General features: G+C 63.4%; 15 protein-coding genes. 8 read left to right on the forward strand and 7 right to left on the reverse strand.

The features are described from left to right. Positions 1-34 precede the first annotated feature (34 nt). Positions 35-2,062, reverse strand: coding sequence for a thioredoxin domain-containing protein (locus ACK8CP_RS15375; protein ID WP_414832401.1), 2,028 nt, complete (start codon positions 2,060-2,062; stop codon positions 35-37). A 40-nt stretch (positions 2,063-2,102) separates the two neighbouring features. On the opposite strand from ACK8CP_RS15375, the gene mnmE reads away from it, so the two are divergent. From mnmE to ACK8CP_RS15400, 5 genes are all read left to right on the forward strand, one after another. Next, on the forward strand, positions 2,103-3,440 hold the full coding sequence (gene mnmE, locus ACK8CP_RS15380; protein WP_414832402.1) for a tRNA uridine-5-carboxymethylaminomethyl(34) synthesis GTPase MnmE: 1,338 nt from the start codon (positions 2,103-2,105) through the stop codon (positions 3,438-3,440). Positions 3,441-3,549: 109 nt separating this feature from the next. Further along, complete coding sequence (mnmG, locus tag ACK8CP_RS15385) at positions 3,550-5,418, forward strand: tRNA uridine-5-carboxymethylaminomethyl(34) synthesis enzyme MnmG (protein ID WP_414832403.1); 1,869 nt, start codon at positions 3,550-3,552, stop codon at positions 5,416-5,418. A gap of 49 nt (positions 5,419-5,467) precedes the next feature. After that, on the forward strand, positions 5,468-6,070 hold the full coding sequence (gene rsmG, locus ACK8CP_RS15390) for a 16S rRNA (guanine(527)-N(7))-methyltransferase RsmG (protein ID WP_414832404.1): 603 nt from the start codon (positions 5,468-5,470) through the stop codon (positions 6,068-6,070). Positions 6,071-6,073: 3 nt separating this feature from the next. Continuing rightward, the gene (locus tag ACK8CP_RS15395; RefSeq protein ID WP_128290469.1) at positions 6,074-6,895 is read left to right on the forward strand and encodes a ParA family protein; all 822 of its coding nucleotides are present in this window, start codon (positions 6,074-6,076) and stop codon (positions 6,893-6,895) included. Between the two features lie 25 nt (positions 6,896-6,920). After that, positions 6,921-7,796: a ParB/RepB/Spo0J family partition protein gene (locus ACK8CP_RS15400; protein ID WP_234630040.1), complete on the forward strand. Its 876-nt coding sequence runs from the start codon at positions 6,921-6,923 to the stop codon at positions 7,794-7,796. Positions 7,797-7,801: 5 nt separating this feature from the next. Here the strand turns inward: ACK8CP_RS15400 and holA are convergent, their stop codons facing one another. The 3 genes from holA to leuS are packed head-to-tail and all read right to left on the reverse strand — an operon-like array spanning position 7,802 to position 11,947. Continuing rightward, entirely contained in the window at positions 7,802-8,839 is a 1,038-nt protein-coding gene (holA, locus tag ACK8CP_RS15405) for a DNA polymerase III subunit delta (protein WP_414832405.1), read from the reverse strand. Positions 8,840-8,841: 2 nt separating this feature from the next. Then, a complete protein-coding gene (gene lptE / locus ACK8CP_RS15410) occupies positions 8,842-9,345 on the reverse strand; it encodes an LPS assembly lipoprotein LptE (RefSeq protein ID WP_414832406.1) in 504 nt (167 codons plus the stop codon). After that, on the reverse strand, positions 9,332-11,947 hold the full coding sequence (gene leuS / locus ACK8CP_RS15415) for a leucine--tRNA ligase (RefSeq protein ID WP_414832407.1): 2,616 nt from the start codon (positions 11,945-11,947) through the stop codon (positions 9,332-9,334). Before leuS ends, lptE begins: the two co-directional genes overlap by 14 nt. Before the next feature lie 124 nt (positions 11,948-12,071). On the opposite strand from leuS, the gene ACK8CP_RS15420 reads away from it, so the two are divergent. Continuing rightward, positions 12,072-12,752 (forward strand): YggS family pyridoxal phosphate-dependent enzyme, encoded by a 681-nt coding sequence (locus ACK8CP_RS15420; RefSeq protein ID WP_414832408.1) that lies wholly within the window; start codon positions 12,072-12,074, stop codon positions 12,750-12,752. Positions 12,753-12,773: 21 nt separating this feature from the next. Here the strand turns inward: ACK8CP_RS15420 and ACK8CP_RS15425 are convergent, their stop codons facing one another. Then, positions 12,774-13,283, reverse strand: coding sequence for a L,D-transpeptidase family protein (locus tag ACK8CP_RS15425; RefSeq protein WP_414832409.1), 510 nt, complete (start codon positions 13,281-13,283; stop codon positions 12,774-12,776). A gap of 251 nt (positions 13,284-13,534) precedes the next feature. Here ACK8CP_RS15425 and ACK8CP_RS15430 point away from each other — a divergent pair, with 251 nt between their 5' ends. Together ACK8CP_RS15430 and ACK8CP_RS15435 are read left to right on the forward strand one after the other, a co-directional pair. Next, positions 13,535-14,221, forward strand: coding sequence for a response regulator transcription factor (locus ACK8CP_RS15430; RefSeq protein WP_128290476.1), 687 nt, complete (start codon positions 13,535-13,537; stop codon positions 14,219-14,221). Between the two features lie 9 nt (positions 14,222-14,230). Further along, complete coding sequence (locus tag ACK8CP_RS15435) at positions 14,231-14,704, forward strand: cyclic nucleotide-binding domain-containing protein (protein ID WP_234630046.1); 474 nt, start codon at positions 14,231-14,233, stop codon at positions 14,702-14,704. Positions 14,705-14,725: 21 nt separating this feature from the next. Here the strand turns inward: ACK8CP_RS15435 and ACK8CP_RS15440 are convergent, their stop codons facing one another. Further along, the gene (locus ACK8CP_RS15440) at positions 14,726-15,529 is read right to left on the reverse strand and encodes an exodeoxyribonuclease III (RefSeq protein ID WP_234630047.1); all 804 of its coding nucleotides are present in this window, start codon (positions 15,527-15,529) and stop codon (positions 14,726-14,728) included. 297 nt (positions 15,530-15,826) lie between these two features. Next, entirely contained in the window at positions 15,827-16,474 is a 648-nt protein-coding gene (locus ACK8CP_RS15445; protein WP_234630048.1) for a LolA family protein, read from the reverse strand. Between the last annotated feature and the right edge of the window lie 55 nt (positions 16,475-16,529).

Consider the following 16,529-nt stretch of genomic DNA (forward strand, 5'->3'; position numbering starts at 1 on the left):
GGCCGAGGCGTCTGAGAATTCAGGCGCCTTTGCTCTATCTGGCCTGTGCTTTGCCGGATGTGTGGCCGCTGCGGGTGCGCGAGAGGAGGTCGCCGATCTCCTCGGAGCGTGTGACGTCCGGATAGCATCTTTCCATATCGCAGAGCCTGAGCCCCGTCTCTGTGGCGGTGGTTGGCGTTCGATATTCCGCGATCAGAGCGGGATCGGCTTCGGCGGCGATGACGTCGTGGAGGGCCGCCGTCTCCGTCTGAGATCTGGATGCAAAGACGATCAGGTGGCGAGCGCGGAGGAGCGTGTCCCAGGCATTCTGGAGACTGGCCGTCGCGATGAGATTGCGTGCGACCGACCGCGTCTGGTGGCGGAGAATCGTCTCTGCTCGCTCGAGATAGCGTCTCTCCCCGGTGAGCAGAAAGAGTCGCGTAGACGCTTCCGCGATTACGCCTGTAGCCGCCGGCGTGGCTTCATCAGAGTCCGAATGAAGACGCGCAAAGAGCGCTTGGTTCTCTGCATTTTCGAGATAATAGGAACCTGAGTCGTCGTTGTAGTAGGATGCTTCAAGCTTGCTAAAGTGGAACTTTGTTGAGTCGATATAGCCCCTTTCTCCTGTCGCGACGTGCAGTTCCAGGGCGGCCCGCATCATCTGCGCATGGTCGGTCGCAAGGGCGTCGGCAGTGATGCGGCCATCGCACCAGGCATGAGGCAGGGATCCGGTCTCGGCCTGAAGTTTTGTGAGAAAGGCGAAAGCCTCAGAAGCGGCTCTCAGGAGATCGGGACGGGACAGCATGGCGGAGGTGCGTGCGAGAGCCGCGATCAGAACGGCGTTCCAATCGGTCAGAACTTTGTCGTCGCGTGAGGGCTGGGGACGGCGGTTGCGAACCTTTAAGAGGCTCTCGCGATAGCGGGTGAGGGTGGCCTCCTCTTCTGCTCCACGCCAGCCAAAGGCCGTGGGACGGAGGCGATTGAGGATGTTGTGGCTCTCCCAATTACCGCCCGGAGTCACATCGTAGATCTCGGAAAAGTGGCGGGCGGCCTCGGGTCCGAGGACGTTTTCAATCTCGTGAGCGCTCCAAACATAGGTAGCACCTTCCTCATGGTCGGTGTCTGCGTCGAGGCTGGTGGCGAAGGCGCCGCACGGGAGGCGCATCTCTGTGAGAAGCCAATTGGCTGTTTCCTCCATGCGTGCGCGGAAGAGAGGTTCTTGAGTCCTTTCGTAGGCAAGGCAGAGAAGATAGAGGAGCTGTCCATTGTCGGAGAGCATCTTCTCGAAATGCGGCACGAGCCATGTGTCGTCGACCCCGTAGCGTGCGAAGCCGCCGCCCAAATGGTCGTAGATGCCACCCTGGCAGATATTGCGGAGCGTGATCAGCACAGCGTCGGAATAGGCGGTGTTGCCGGTTCGCAAATGCGCACGCCAGAGCATTTCAAGTAGCGGTGCCTGAGGAAACTTTGGGGCGCCGGAAAGACCGCCACGGTCGAGATCAAAATGGGCGAGGATCTGGGCCGCGGAGGCGTCGAGAAGCTCTGGGTCGGGAAGGTCCTCGGGCGGAGGCGCGGAGTGTTGTCCGCGTGTGAGGTGGGTCGTGATGGCCTCTGTATTCGTGGTGACCGTTTCCGGCTTGTGATGCCATGTGTCGGTCACGGCCTGGAGGACCTGGCGGAAGCTTGGACGACCCCAACGCGGCGTCGGGGGGAAATAGGTGCCGCCCCAGAAGGGTCTTGCCTCCGGTGTGAGGAACATGGTGAGCGGCCAGCCGCCCAGCTCTCCGAGGGAGTGGAGGGCGGCCATATAGACCTGATCGATATCGGGGCGCTCTTCGCGGTCGACCTTTATGTTTACGAAATTCTGATTGAGATAATCTGCTGTTCCAGGATCGGAAAAACTCTCGTTCGCCATGACATGGCACCAATGGCAGGCGGCGTAGCCGATCGACAAGTGAATGGGGACCCGGCGGGCGCGTGCTTCTGCGAGCGCCGCGTCGTCCCAAGGCTGCCAGTGGACGGGATTGTCTGCATGCTGCTTGAGATAGGGACTGGCGGTCTCGGCGAGGCGGTTGCGGGCCATAATGTCTCCGGTGACGTGGCATAGGGCGACTACAGAAGACATGGACACGATTTACGCATTGTCGAGCGGGGCGCTGCCCGCCGGCGTCGGGATTGTTCGAATTTCCGGACCGGACGCCGGGATGGCCCTGCGCGCACTTGCCGGGGGTTTGCCGGAAGCTCGGCGAGCTGTGGTGAGAGCGTTGGTGGACCCAGAGAGCCGGGATGTGATCGATGTGGGTCTCGTCTTGTGGATGCCTGGGCCGGGCACTTTCACCGGTGAGGATACGGTGGAGCTGCAGTGCCACGGGAGCCGTGCGGTGATTGCGCGGCTGATCGAATCGCTTGCGCAATGGCCGGGACTGCGGATGGCGGAGCCCGGAGAGTTCGCCCGTCGAGCGTTCCTGAATGGTCGGCTCGACCTGACGGAGGCTGAGGGTCTTGCGGACCTCGTGGCGGCGGAGACCGAGGCTCAAAGGCGACAGGCGCTGAGGCAGGCGAGGGGAGCTATGGCAGAAAGGCTGCTGGCCTGGCGGGAGACGTTGCTCGGATGCGTGGCTGAGGTCGAGGCCCAGCTCGACTTTTCCGACGAGGGGGATGTCGGGTCTGAGCTCGAGGTTGCGAGCCGGTTGCGGGGCGTCCTTCTTGAGGTGCGTGAGCTTCTCTCCGGGGCGCGCCTGGCGGAGCGGGTGCGGGATGGGTTCGTCGTCGTCCTGGTCGGCGCACCCAATGCGGGGAAATCGACCCTGCTCAACGCGTTCGCGCGGCGTGACGTGGCGATTGTCAGCGCAGAGCCTGGGACGACCCGGGACCTCGTGTCCGTACCGCTTGAGCTTTCCAGTTACGCAGTGACGCTCATCGATACGGCGGGATTGCGGGAGACGGTGAGTACGGTCGAGGCTGAAGGGGTTCGGCGGGCGCGTGTTGCGGCCGAGGAGGCGGATCTGGTTCTGGAACTCGTGCCCGCTGGTCAGAGCGCGCTAGCTGCAGATGCGCCTGCGACATCCGGTGGACCCGATCGTTGGGTGATCGAGACCAAAGTGGATCTGGTCGAGGGCGGTGATCTCCAGGGTGCTGGGCGGCACAGGGTTTCGGCGGTGACGGGAGTGGGTCTGCGGGAACTTGAATTGGCGCTCGGCGAATGGCTGGCGCGGCAGGGGGTCGGCGGTTCGGCCGGAACGGTGGGTGCGGTCGCTGCGAACGCACGTCAGAGAGAGGGGTTGCTGCGCTTGGCTGAGCGCCTCGAATCGGTTCTGAAACGAGGGCAGCCTCGTGGGGTCGACGAGCTCCTGGGAGAGGAGCTGCGCGCGTGTCTCAGAGCGATCGGCCGGGTCACCGGTGAAGTCGACCCAGAGAGCGTGCTTGGTGCCATCTTTGGGCGGTTTTGTATCGGAAAATAGAATCGGAGAGGCGAAATGTGTTTCACGTGAAACGCGGATTGAACCGCCTGCTTTCGTTCCACGTGAAACATAACTTCCCATTCGAGGCAGAAGGCACTAGATCGTCAGCATGATTTCCAATTGCGACGTCATTGTCATCGGTGGTGGGCACGCCGGGTGCGAGGCCGCGGCCGCCTCTGCGCGTGCCGGCGCGCGCACGATCCTTGTGACCCACCGAGCTGACACGATCGGAACCATGTCCTGCAATCCGGCGATCGGCGGGTTGGGCAAGGGACATCTCGTGCGGGAGATCGATGCCCTCGATGGCCTGATGGGCCGGGCCGCGGACGCGGCCGGGATCCAGTTTCGCATGCTCAACCGGCGAAAGGGTCCCGCGGTGCAGGGGCCACGCGCTCAGTCCGACCGCGCGCTTTACCGAGCCGCCATGCAAAGCTTGCTTGGCGGGCAGGCGGGGCTCGTACTTGTCGAAGGTGAGGCCGCCGACATCCTTATTGGTGCGGGACGGGTCGAAGGTCTGGTCTTGTCGGATGGGCGTGAAATCCATTGCGCCTCGGTCGTCATCACCACGGGCACCTTTCTTCGCGGGATGGTCCATATTGGCGAGCGTTCCTGGCCGGCGGGTCGTGTCGATGAGAAGCCGTCGGTTGCTCTCGCCGAGACGCTCGATCGCCTCGGGTTGCGCCTGGCTCGTTTGAAGACCGGGACACCACCGCGTCTCGACGGGCGAACGATCGATTGGGCGTCACTCGACATGCAGCCGGGGGATGATCCACCCGAGCCGTTTTCGGCGATGACGGATCGGATCACGACCCCGCAGATAAAATGCGGGATCACGCGGACGATCGAGGCGACGCATGAGATCATCGGGCGCAATCTTGCGAGGTCGGCGATCCATGTCGGAAATATCTCCGGCCGAGGTCCGCGATACTGTCCGTCGATCGAGGACAAGGTCGTGCGGTTCGCAGACCGAGAGAGCCATCAGATCTTTCTGGAGCCCGAAGGACTCGGAGACGATATGGTCTACCCGAACGGCATCTCCACATCACTTCCAGCCGAGGTTCAATCGGCGTTCGTTCTGACCATACCCGGCTTGGAGAAGGTGGAGATCCTGCGACCGGGCTATGCGATCGAATACGACCATGTCGACCCCCGCGAGCTCGACGCGACGCTGGAGCTAAAGCGACTGCCAGGGCTCTTTCTCGCCGGGCAGATCAACGGTACGACGGGATATGAAGAGGCCGGGGCGCAGGGTCTCGTGGCCGGCGTGAACGCAGCGCGGCGGGCCGGGGGCGGTGAGGGGATCACCGTCAGCCGTTCGGACGCGTATCTCGGTGTGATGATCGATGATCTCGTGACGAAGGGGGTCAGCGAGCCCTACCGCATGTTCACGTCGCGTGCCGAGTATCGTCTGGCGCTGCGCGTCGACAATGCTGATGAGCGTCTCACGGGGCTCGGTGAGGAACTTGACCTGGTCGGGCCAGAGCGGTCGAATCGGTTCCGGAAGAAATCGGAGAGCCTCAGGCGCTTTCGTGCGCTCCTGAGGGAGTGCAGTGTCACGCCGAGTGAGGCGCGGCGGCGGGGCCTCCCGATCAATCAGGATGGGATCCGTCGATCCGCGTTTGAGCTCCTGGCGTATCCGGAGATCGAATGGTCGGCGGTCGCCGCGATATGGCCCGAGCTCGGCGAGGCGGATTCCGCGACCCAGAAGCACCTCACGACCGACGCACGATACGCTGTCTATCTGGAACGGCAGGAGGAGGACGTCGCGGCTCTGCGGCGCGATGAGGCGATCGGGATCCCGAGTGATTTTTCCTACGCCGATCTCTCCGGCCTCTCCAACGAGGTGCGAGAGCGGCTTGAGCTCGTGCGGCCGGCGAGCCTGGCGCAGGCGGGGCGTGTCGAGGGTGTGACGCCGGCGGCGCTGACGCTCATCCTCGCCCATCTCAAGCGTGCTGCGAGGGATCGCCGTGCGGCCTGAGAGGGTGGATGCTTCACGTGAAACAGTGCTGACGCGTTGCCGCGATTTTGTGACGCCAGAGACGGAGGCCCGGCTTGTCGCGTTCGTCGAGCTTCTGGAGACGTGGCAGCGCACGCACAATCTCGTCTCACCACGAACCCTTGATGAGGTGTGGGACAGGCATGTTGGCGACAGCCTGCAGCTTGTCCCGATCGCGCTCGCGCATAAGCCTTCCTCCTGGCTCGATATCGGGAGCGGGGCGGGTTTTCCAGGCCTGATCGTTGCAATCGTCCTACGAGACAGGTTGGAGAGCGTCGGGCTTGTCGAAGCCAATCACAAAAAGGCGGCGTTCCTCCGCCAGGCTGCGCGGGTCTGCAGCCTTGATAATGTCACCATCCATGCACGGCGAATTGAGGCGCTGCATAACGACTTTGCGGGGCGCTTCGATGTCGTCAGCGCGCGGGCGCTCGCCCCTCTGCCGAGCCTTCTTGGCCTTGCGGCACCATTTCTCACCGAAAACGGTCTTGTCCTTGCGATGAAGGGCAAGGAATATGTGCATGAAGAAGTGGCAGCGTCTGACATCTGGCAGTTCGATCGGATATTGTATCCGAGCGTCGCCGAGGGCGACGGCACCATCGCCGCCATCTCCCATCTGAAACGCAGGAAGGCCTAGACCATGCCGCAAGCCTTGGAGCGGCTCCCGAGCGTTCCCCGAATCCTTGTCGTGGCCAACCAGAAAGGTGGGGTCGGCAAGACGACGACGGCGATCAATCTCGGCACCGCGCTGGCAGCGATCGGCGAAGACGTCCTTATCGTGGACCTCGATCCGCAAGGCAACGCATCGACCGGGCTTGGGATCGGCCGCGAGAGCCGGACGCGCTCCACCTATGATATTCTCATGGACGGGATGCCTGTGCACGACGTCGCGCTCGAGACCGTCGTGCCGCGTCTCTCCATCGCGCCCTCGACCCTCGACCTGTTGGGCGTCGAGCTCGAAATTGCCGCTTTCCAGGATCGTGCCTACCGCCTGCGGCATGCGCTGACCGGGCTCGGAGGGCAGGGGCAATCGCCGTACACTTACGTGCTGATCGATTGCCCGCCGTCGCTCAACCTCCTGACCATCAATGCGATGGCTGCAGCCCATGCCGTGCTCGTGCCGCTGCAGTGCGAGTTTTTCGCGCTCGAGGGTCTGAGCCAGATCCTGTCGACGGTCGAGCGTGTGCGCCGCGGGCTCAATCCGGAGCTGTCGGTCCATGGCATCGTGCTGACGATGTTCGATGGGCGCAACAACCTGTCCGGCCAGGTGGTGGACGACGTGCGCTCGCATATGGGCGACAAGGTGTACAACACCGTGATCCCCCGCAACGTGCGGATTTCCGAGGCACCGTCGCATGGAAAGCCGGCGATCCTCTATGACATCAACTGCGCCGGCAGCCAGGCCTATCTGCGGCTCGCCAGCGAGGTTATTCAGCGCGAACGGCTGCTTCGGGCGGCGTAGCGCGCGATCAAGGGAGTGTTGAGTGATGGCTGCTGAACCACCACGGCGCCTCGGACGCGGCCTCGACGCGTTGCTTCAGGACTATGCCGTGCCGGACATGCAAGAGGCGCCGGCAGTCCCGCAGAAGCCTCAGACCGCGCTCATCGCCACCGTTCATCCCAATCCGCGAAACCCCCGGCGTGAGTTCTCCGGGGAGGAGCTCGAAGATCTTGCGGCCTCGATCCGGGCGCATGGCCTGGTTCAGCCGATCGTGGTGCGGCCGAAGCCCGGCACGCCCGGCGAATTCGAGATTATCGCCGGCGAGCGGCGCTGGCGGGCGGCACAGCGGGCCGGCGTCCACGAGGTTCCGATCACGCTGCTAGAGGTGTCGGATCGTGAGGCGCTGGAACTCGCGATCGTCGAGAACGTGCAGCGGAGCGATCTCAATCCTCTGGAAGAGTCGCTCGGCTATCAGGCTTTGATCGAGGAATTCGGCTACAGCCAGGGCGATCTCGCCGATGTCATTGGCAAGAGCCGCGTCCACGTCACGAATACGCTGCGGCTCCTGAAGCTGCCGGAGAAGGTCCGTGACCACCTTCGGACCGGCAAGCTGACGGCTGGCCATGCGCGAGCTCTCATCAACACGGTGGATCCGGAAAAGCTCGCAGAGATCGCCATCGCCAAGGGGCTATCGGTGCGAGACACCGAAAAGCTCGCACAGAAATCCGACGAGCCGGATGTCAAATCGGGGTCTCGGAGCCGAGAGAAGGACCCCGATACGGTTGCGTTGGAGCGGGAGCTGGGAGACCGGCTGGGCCTCCTCATCGACATCCGTCACAAGGCCGACGGGAAGGGCGAGGTGCGCATCAAGTACCGGGATCTGGAGCAGCTCGATATGCTGTGTCAGAGGCTGAAGGTCTAAGAGGCTTAGCGGCGCCCCACACGGCGCGCGACTTGTGCCAGACGCATGAGCGCGAGAGAGGTGATCGCGTAATCGAGGGCCGGGAGTTTCCGTGTCTCCAAGATCGCTTCGTCGATCGAGGCGCGGGCGCGTCGTAAGGCTTCGGGCGACCAGATCTGCAGCGCGCGCTTGACGCTGTCCTTTCTACGGAAATGCAGGGGCGGACGGGCTCGATCGACTGCGGCAGCGAGCCCGCTTTTGCGCACCTCAGCCTGAAGCCCAGCCAGCATCAAAAGATGGTTGAGCATCTGGGCGAGGAGCGCCGAAGGGGAGGCGCCCTCGGCCTCGAGACGCGAGAGGTCGGCGGCAACCTCCTGGATGTCGCCGGTCAACGTCCGGTCAATGAGGCGATCGTTGCGGAGCTCCGTGCTCTCGCCGACGACGGTCGTCACCTCACGAAGAGTGACCTCGGCCCCATCGCCTGCGTAGAGAATCAGCTTTTCGATCTCACGCCGGGCGACGCCGCGGTCGGTCCCAAGATGCACGATGAGATAGTCGAGCGCGTCGGGCTCGATCGTTACGCCTGCCTCTCGGAGCAGGCTGCGGGCGAGATCGGCGATGTCGCCGACGCTGCTCTCATAGAAGGGGATCGCGGCCGCATTGGGTGAATCCTCGAACAGGCGGCGGAGCGGAGCGCCGGCCCGAAGCTCGTCGGCTTCCACGACAATGATGGCGGCTTCAGGTGGGTCTTCGACGAGGGGGCGCAGCGACGGAACGACATTGTGGCGGCCGTCGAGGATCTTCAGGCGGATGAGCGGCGCGCCGCCAAACAGCATGTCCGCATGGGCCTCGTCGGCGATGCGGCCAGGATTGCCTGAGAGCTCGTCGGAGCCGATCCGGAGAACCGTGGCGCCCTGCGGGTCGCGCGCCGACAAGATCGACACGAGTGTCGCAGCCCGTTCGGAAACCGCACCCTGATCCGTGCCGTAAAGCAAGAAGAGTCGCAGGTTTGCCGGCGGCTCTGTGGTGAAGGCTGTGGCCTGGGCGGCCTTAACGGCCACCATCGTCAGTTCCGTGCGAGATAGCTTGCAAGCCGCGTCTTCAGGATGCCCGCAAGGGTCTCGGCGACCCGGTCCTCCGCGTCGCGCTCCGCCCGCAGCTTTGCGAATGCCTGGCTGGAGCGGTCATAGGACGCGACCGTGTTCAGGACGGCACCCAGCACCTGGTGACCCGTCGAGATGTCGAAGAGACGATATTGCAGGCGCCCGGAGAGCTGATAGGCGGTCGGAACACCAGTCACGGCCTCGATGCCGACGGAGCTCGAGTTGAGCGCGAGCGTATATTCGAGCCGATATTGCGGAGGGACGGTTTCGCCGTCCTGGAGGCCGAACAGCAGTGAGTTTCGGAACACCTGTTCCGGCCGCGTGGTCGGCATTTCGACCTCGATGGCGCGGAGTTCTTCTTGAACTGACCGACCGCTCGCATCGGGCGCATAAAGCGGTCGGACGGTGCAGCCGGCGACGAGGCCGGCTGCAAGAAGGATGAGAAATCCGCGCCTAGCCGACCACATTCACGATCCTCCCGGGAACGACGATCACCTTGCGTGGGGGACGACCTTCCAGAAACCGCTGGACCGTCTCAGAGGCAAGTGCAGCCGCCTCAATCGTTTCTTTCGATGCGTCCCTGGCTACGACGAGATCGTCGCGCTTCTTGCCGTTCACCTGCAAGGGGAGGGTGACCTCGTCCTCGCGGAGAAGAGCTGCATCGGCCTCCGGCCAGGCCGTTTCGGCGACAAGCTTGTCGTGCCCGAGCGTCTGCCAGCAGGCTTCCGCCAAATGCGGCATGAAGGGTGCGCTCAAGAGTACGAGGGCCTCCAGGGCCTCCCTGTGGGCCCACCGACCCGAGTCGCGATCGCCGCTATCGTGACTGCCGATCTGGTTCGCCAGATCGTGCACGAACGCGATGGCGCGGTTGAAGCGCAGGTTCTCGATCGCGTCGGTCACATCGCGGATTGCGGCATGTGTCGCTCGCCTCAGGGCCTCGTCAGCTTCGCTGAAGCTCGATGGCAGAGCCGACCCGGCCGGCGGCAGAGCGTCGTGTGCCGAGGTCACGAGCCGCCAGACACGCTGCACGAAGCGATGGGCGCCTTCGACGCCCGCTGCCGACCATTGCACGTCGCGTTCGGGCGGCGAGTCCGACAGCATGAACCAGCGAGCGGTGTCGGCGCCATAGTTGCGGCTGATTTCTTCAGGACCGACCGTGTTGCGCTTCGATTTCGACATCTTCTCGATGGGACCGATCTCGACGGCCGCACCCGTCTTCGCATGTCGCGCGCGCCGCGCCCCGTCCGTCTCTTCCACAACCACATCCTCAGGCGGCAGGAACGGTCCGTTCGGTTCGCGATAGGTTTCGTGCACCACCATGCCCTGCGTGAAGAGGCCGGCAAACGGCTCTTTCAGATCAAGATGGCCGGTCTTCTGCATGGCCCGCACGAAGAAGCGGGAATAGAGAAGATGCAGGATCGCGTGCTCGATACCGCCGATATACTGGTCGACCGGCAGCCAGGCGTCGGCAACATCCGGGATGGTCGGCGTGTCGGCCTTCGGCGCCGTAAAGCGGGCGAAATACCACGAGGAATCCACGAAAGTGTCCATCGTGTCGGTCTCGCGCCGGGCCGGCTTGCCGCATTTCGGGCAGTCGACATTCTTCCAGGTCGGATGACGATCGAGAGGATTGCCGGGCTTGTCGAAATCGATGTCGTCCGGGAGTTGGACCGGCAGATCCGCAATCGGCACCGGCACCGATCCGCAGCTCCCGCAATGGATCATCGGGATCGGGCAACCCCAATAACGCTGCCTGGAAATGCCCCAATCGCGCAACCTGAAGTTGACTTCACGGGCTGCCTGAGGGCCGTCCCCGACCGTGCGGGCTTCCAGGCGACGGGCAACCGCGTCCTTGCCTTCCTCGATCGTCATGCCGTCGAGAAAGTCGGAATGGAACAGGCGGCCAGGTCCGGTATAGGCTTCGTCCGTAACGGCAAAAGTCTCGGGATCGGCGTCTTCCGGCTTCACCACCGGCTTGACCGGCAGGCCGTAGCGGTTGGCGAAATCAAGGTCGCGCTGATCGTGCGCGGGGCATCCGAAGATCGCGCCGGTGCCGTAACCCATCAAAACGAAATTGGCGATGTAGACGGGAAGGACCGCTCCCTCGATGAAGGGATGGCGGACCCTGAGACCCGTGTCGTAGCCGCTCTTCTCCGCCGTTTCGATCGCCTCCGCGGACGTGCCGCGGCGATGACATTCGGCGATGAAGGCGGCGGCCTTCTCGTTCGTCGCCGCGAGCTTTGCCGCAAGTGGATGGTCGGGGGAGAGCGCCATGAAGGCGGCGCCGAAGAGGGTGTCCGGACGGGTGGTGAAGACTTCCAGATACGCTTCGTCGGCAACGGTGTCGTCGGCGAACTCGAAGCGGACCTTCAGCCCTTCGGAGCGGCCGATCCATTTCTCCTGCATGACGCGGACTTTTTCCGGCCAGCGGGAAAGGCCCTTCAGCTCTTCGAGAAGATCATCGGCGTAATCGGAGATGGCGAAGAACCACTGCGTCAGCTCGCGCTGCTCGACGACGGCTCCCGAGCGCCAGCCGCGGCCGTCGATCACCTGCTCGTTGGCGAGCACGGTCTGGTCGACGGGATCCCAGTTCACTTTGGCGCTCTTGCGCTTGACGAGGCCGGCTTCCAGGAAATCCAGGAAAAGCCGCTGCTGCTGGGCGTAATAATCCACGTCGCAGGTGGCGAACTCCCTGGACCAGTCGATCGAAAAGCCCATCAGCTTCAGCTGGTCGCGCATCGTGGCGATGTTCGCGTAGGTCCATTCCTTGGGATGGACCTTGTTCTGCATGGCAGCGTTCTCCGCCGGCATGCCGAAGGCGTCCCAGCCCATCGGGTGCAGCACGTTGTAGCCGCGGGCACGCCGATAGCGGGCGACCACATCGCCCATCGTGTAGTTGCGGGTGTGACCGATATGGATGCGTCCCGACGGATACGGGAACATCTCCAGGACATAATATTTGGGCCGTGGATCCTCGTTGGAGCAGCGGAAAAGGCCGCGCTCCTCCCAGATGGATTGCCAGTAAGCCTCGACGTTTCGGGGATTATAACGCTCTGTTGACGCAGTCATGAACGGCATGGTTGTTGGGAACGGGCGCGCCGCCTTTGCAGCGGCCGAAGAGCTTCAACACGATTGCCAGAGCCGGTCAACCTCGCCGCGCGGCGATCGGTTGTGCGCACAGTGCGGGTAGGACATGGACAAGGCAAACAAAGAGCACGAGGCGTTGGCTGAGATCAAACGCCGGGTCGACGCTGCGGCGCGTGAGGCGGGGCGTGATCCTGAAAGCGTGACGCTGGTCGCCGTCAGCAAAACCTTCGATGCGGACGAGATCGAGCCCGTCATCGCCGCCGGCCAGCGCGTCTTCGGCGAGAACCGCGTGCAGGAGGCGGCCGGGAAATGGCCGGCTTTGCGTGAGGCGACGCCGGACGTGACGCTGCATCTGATCGGGCCATTGCAGTCAAACAAAGCTTCCCAGGCCGTGGAGCTTTTCGACGCCATCCATTCCGTCGACCGCGACAAGATTGCCGGTGCGATTGCCAAGGAGATCGCGGCCCAGGGGCGATCGCCGGAGCTCTTCGTTCAGGTCAACACCGGCGAGGAGCCGCAGAAGGCGGGCATTACGCCGCGGGAGACGACAGATTTCGTCCGCCGCTGTCGCGATGAACACGGACTTGAGATCTCAGGTCTCATGTGCATTCCGCCGTTCGAGGAGGCGCCCGGGCCGCATTTCGCGCTCCTGGCAAAGCTTGCCGGCGAGCTCGGTCTCAAGAAGCTCTCGATGGGCATGAGCGCCGACTTCGAGACGGCGATCGCGCTCGGCGCCACCCATGTGCGCGTCGGCAGCGCGATCTTCGGCTCAAGGCCGCGTCCCTGAGCGGTCGCTCGCTGTCGGTCCTCACACGCGCTTCGGGCGACCGGCATCTGCCGGCGCCAGGATGACCATCTGCGTCCTCTCCGACAGAAACGGCAGGATCCGGCGCATGGCCGAGCGTGGTATGGCGACACAGCCTTCCGTCGCTTGAAGACCGGGCCGCGCGAGGTGGAAGAAGATGGCACTCCCCATCCGTCGCTGCCGTGGCGCGGTGTTGTGGGAGAGGCCGATCACCGCATCATAGAGCCCGTCCGGTCGCCACATCGCTTCTGCCGAGATGCTGACGGGCAGGCGCACGGCGCGATTGTAGGCGGGCGAGGTGGGCTCGTCGCACCAGCCGTCGCTTCGCCGCAACACGATCGTCGGAAGCTGCGAGCGCGGCATTGGCGGCCTTCTGTCGGGCCGCAGGGCGCACCATTCGAGGACATAGCGCCCGATGGGGCTCTTCCCGTCGCCTTCGCGCTTCTGCTTCGCGTGCGTCACGCCAGTGCGGCCGATGGCGCAGCGCAGGGTGAGGCCGCGAAACGTCAGCAAGGCGGCGTGCGGAGGGCTCGGCAACGGCCGCACATAGATGCGTTCAGGGTCGGCGGATTGAGGCGCCGTGCGGCGTGACGACGCGGCAGCCCGTTTCGGCTGTTTGCGGCGCGATTGTGGGCGAAAGCGGGGGTCGGGAGGCAACATTGTTCAAGAATGCGTGCTTGATGGGCTGAGGTGCAAGGCTGGCGAGGGCAGGGAACTTAGCCTAAATTGCAAAATTGACGATTCCGGGCGGAGATAAGGCGCGAATGACGGCCAGACGAATTCTCATTGTCGATGATGACAAGGAACTCTGCGGAGCATTGACGGAGCAGCTCGCGCTTTACGAGGAGTTCGAGCTCGCTTCGGCAACGACCGCTGCGGCCGGCATCAAGAGCGCCAAGGAAACCCATGTCGATCTCATCATCATGGACGTCGAATTGCCGGACATGGACGGACGAGAAGCCGTCAAATTGCTGCGCAAGAGCGGCGTCAATGTCCCGATCGTGATGCTGACCGGGCACGATACCGATTCCGACACCGTGCTCGGCCTCGAGGCCGGGGCCAACGATTACGTCGTGAAGCCGTTTCGTTTCGCGGTCCTCCTTGCTCGTATCCGGGCGCATCTGCGCCAGCACGAACAAAGCGAGGATGCGACCTTCGCCATCGGTCCCTACACGTTTCGTCCCGCCGCAAAAGTCCTCCTCGACGCGTCTGGCGGAAAGGTCCGCCTGACGGAAAAAGAGACGGCGATCTTGAAATATCTCTACCGCGCCAGCGAGGCGACGGTGTCCCGTGACACGCTTCTTTCGGAAGTGTGGGGCTACAATTCCGGGGTCACCACCCATACGCTCGAGACCCATATCTACCGCCTCAGGCAGAAGATCGAGAAGGATCCTTCGAACGCCGAGATCCTCGTCACCGAGGCCGGCGGCTACAAGCTTGCACGCACCTAGGAGAGCCGCGTGAGCCTCGGATCCGACGTCCAGCTCCTGCACGAATCCGCCTTCTTCAGGGGCTTCGAGGACGATCATCTGCGCTTGATCGCCTTCTCGGCGGAAAGCCGGCATGTGCGCAAAGACGAGGTCGTGGTGGAAGCGGGGCGGCCGCAGCACTCGGCCTATCTCGTCAGTGAGGGCCTCCTCCTTGCGCGCAGCGACCGCCGGGGCGGCGAGGAAGAGGGACGACCGGCGCGGCGCTTCGAGCGAGGCGCCCTCATCGGCGATCTCGCACTCATCACCGAGATGAAGGCGCACGAGACCATCGTCGCAGCGGAAAATTCCAGCGTGCTGCAGATCCGCCGGTCGATGTTCAAGCGGCTTCTGGACGAATATCCGGATATCGCCGAAGCCTTGCGCGACAAGCTGACGGAAGGGCTTGCCGACACGGTCGAGGAGATCAAACGGGCCGGGCTACGCCTCGGCACTGCGGGATCATAAGCCCTTCGTTGTCTGGACGTTTCAGGCTTCGGCGAAGGTCGCGATCACGGGTACGTGGTCGGAGGGCCGTTCCCATCCGCGCGCTTCCTTGATGACCTTGATGCCTTGCGCACGGGCGGCCACATCGGTTGCTGCCCAGATATGATCGAGACGTCTCCCACGGTCTGAGGCTTCCCAATTGGGCGAGCGATAGCTCCACCAGGTGAAGAGCTTGTCCTCCGGCGGGACGAACCGGCGCATGACGTCGACCCACGGGCCGGCCGCCTGGAAGCGCAGGAGCCCCTCCGTCTCGACGGGGGTGTGGCTCACGACTTTCAGGAGCTGGCGGTGCGACCAGACATCGGTCTCGAGCGGGGCGATGTTGAGATCCCCCACCAGGATGGAGCCGGGCTGTGCCAGCCTCTCTGCGGCCTGCGTCAATTCCTCGATGAAGGCGAGCTTGTGGGCGAATTTCACGTTCTTGTCGGGGTCCGGCTCGTCGCCACCCGCCGGGACGTAGAAATTGTGCAACGTCACATGCTGCTGGCCGGACTCGACCTTTGCCTCGATGTGACGGCAATCGATGCGGTCGCAGAAATGATTGCGATCGACGCCGAAGAGGGGACGTCGCGAGACGATGGCGACGCCGTTGTAGCCCTTCTGCCCGGAGAGGGCGAGGTGGGGGTAGCCCGCCTCGCGGAAGGCCTTCTCCGGGAAGAGAGCGTCCGGGCATTTGGTTTCCTGCAGGCAGAGCACATCCGGCTCATGCTCGGCAAGAAACTGAAGAATGAGACCGATGCGCAGACGCACCGAATTGATGTTCCAGGTGGCGATTGAGAGTGACATCTCTTCCGAATGGCCTGCCGTGACACGGAAATCCAGTCGCTGCGCGCGAGGTCAACAGGAAAGCCCAGAACTTTTCTGAAATAGAAAGGCGCCCAAGCGTGGAGCCTGGGCGCCTTCGCGGGAACGAACCGGATAAAATCCGGCTGATCAGACCCGAGCGAGACGGGGGGCGTTGTATCGGCCGGGTCGATCTCCGCGGCGGAGAGATGGGGCTTCTTGTCGCTGAGACAACCCCAGCTTCCGACACAAAGATTTGTAGCCTGAAAGAAAGGCGAAAAAAATATCTCTCAGAAAGATTTAATCACCGAGAGACCGCTCGCGGGCGCGGTTCGTGACGCCGCTGTAGTTGATCTTGAAAAGCTCCGGCGAAAGCGGTCGGCCGGTCTCCACATTGTAGAGCGCGACTGTGGTGTCGAGGCCCTGTGCATCGCGCACCGTCCATTGACGAAGCTCGTAAGTGGACGGATCGAAAAACAACGTGAGCGTCCCGCCGCCGAACTGCGCATCGTCGACGACGACCACCTGGATCAGATCGGATTCGACCTGAACGCCGCGCACCCGGCTCGACTTGGCGAGATTGAGCTGATCGTCGAGGAGGAATTTGAGGGGCGTTTTGGACAAAGGCCACAAATCGTCGGTCTTCATGCTCGCATCGCGCACGAGAACCGATTTGCCGTCCGACTTCACCTTCAGCTTGGAGGGCGGGTCGTAGTCGAAAAGGATCCGGCCGGGACGCTCGATATAGAACTTGCCCTGGCTCTTCTCGCCGGTCGGACCGAATTGGATGAACTCGCCATGCATCGTCTTGAGATTGGCGAGCTTGGCCGAGATCGACGCCAGCGCCTGCTGCTGGTCGGCGGTGAAGGCAAAGGCGGAGCCGGCGGCGAGGCCGAGCGCCACGACGCCGACGGCCATGGCGGCGAGTGTCTTCGATAGAATGCGCATCAGATCCTCCAAGGATCGGAAAGGTCGTGGACCGGAAATGTCGGGCATGAAAACG

The sequence above is a fragment of the Afifella sp. YEN Y35 genome, from assembly GCF_047553465.1.
Lineage (GTDB): Bacteria > Pseudomonadota > Alphaproteobacteria > Rhizobiales > Afifellaceae > Afifella > Afifella aestuarii.

Coding starts and splice junctions, on each gene's coding strand:
- ACK8CP_RS15400 (WP_234630040.1), top strand. CDS start 6,921: ATGGCTGCTGAACCACCACGGCGCCTCGGACGCGGCCTCGACGCGTTG.
- mnmE (WP_414832402.1), top strand. CDS start 2,103: ATGGACACGATTTACGCATTGTCGAGCGGGGCGCTGCCCGCCGGCGTC.
- lptE (WP_414832406.1), bottom strand. CDS start 9,345: ATGTGGTCGGCTAGGCGCGGATTTCTCATCCTTCTTGCAGCCGGCCTC.
- holA (WP_414832405.1), bottom strand. CDS start 8,839: ATGGTGGCCGTTAAGGCCGCCCAGGCCACAGCCTTCACCACAGAGCCG.
- ACK8CP_RS15375 (WP_414832401.1), bottom strand. CDS start 2,062: ATGGCCCGCAACCGCCTCGCCGAGACCGCCAGTCCCTATCTCAAGCAG.
- ACK8CP_RS15420 (WP_414832408.1), top strand. CDS start 12,072: ATGGACAAGGCAAACAAAGAGCACGAGGCGTTGGCTGAGATCAAACGC.
- ACK8CP_RS15445 (WP_234630048.1), bottom strand. CDS start 16,474: ATGCGCATTCTATCGAAGACACTCGCCGCCATGGCCGTCGGCGTCGTG.
- ACK8CP_RS15395 (WP_128290469.1), top strand. CDS start 6,074: ATGCCGCAAGCCTTGGAGCGGCTCCCGAGCGTTCCCCGAATCCTTGTC.
- leuS (WP_414832407.1), bottom strand. CDS start 11,947: ATGACTGCGTCAACAGAGCGTTATAATCCCCGAAACGTCGAGGCTTAC.
- ACK8CP_RS15430 (WP_128290476.1), top strand. CDS start 13,535: ATGACGGCCAGACGAATTCTCATTGTCGATGATGACAAGGAACTCTGC.
- mnmG (WP_414832403.1), top strand. CDS start 3,550: ATGATTTCCAATTGCGACGTCATTGTCATCGGTGGTGGGCACGCCGGG.
- ACK8CP_RS15440 (WP_234630047.1), bottom strand. CDS start 15,529: ATGTCACTCTCAATCGCCACCTGGAACATCAATTCGGTGCGTCTGCGC.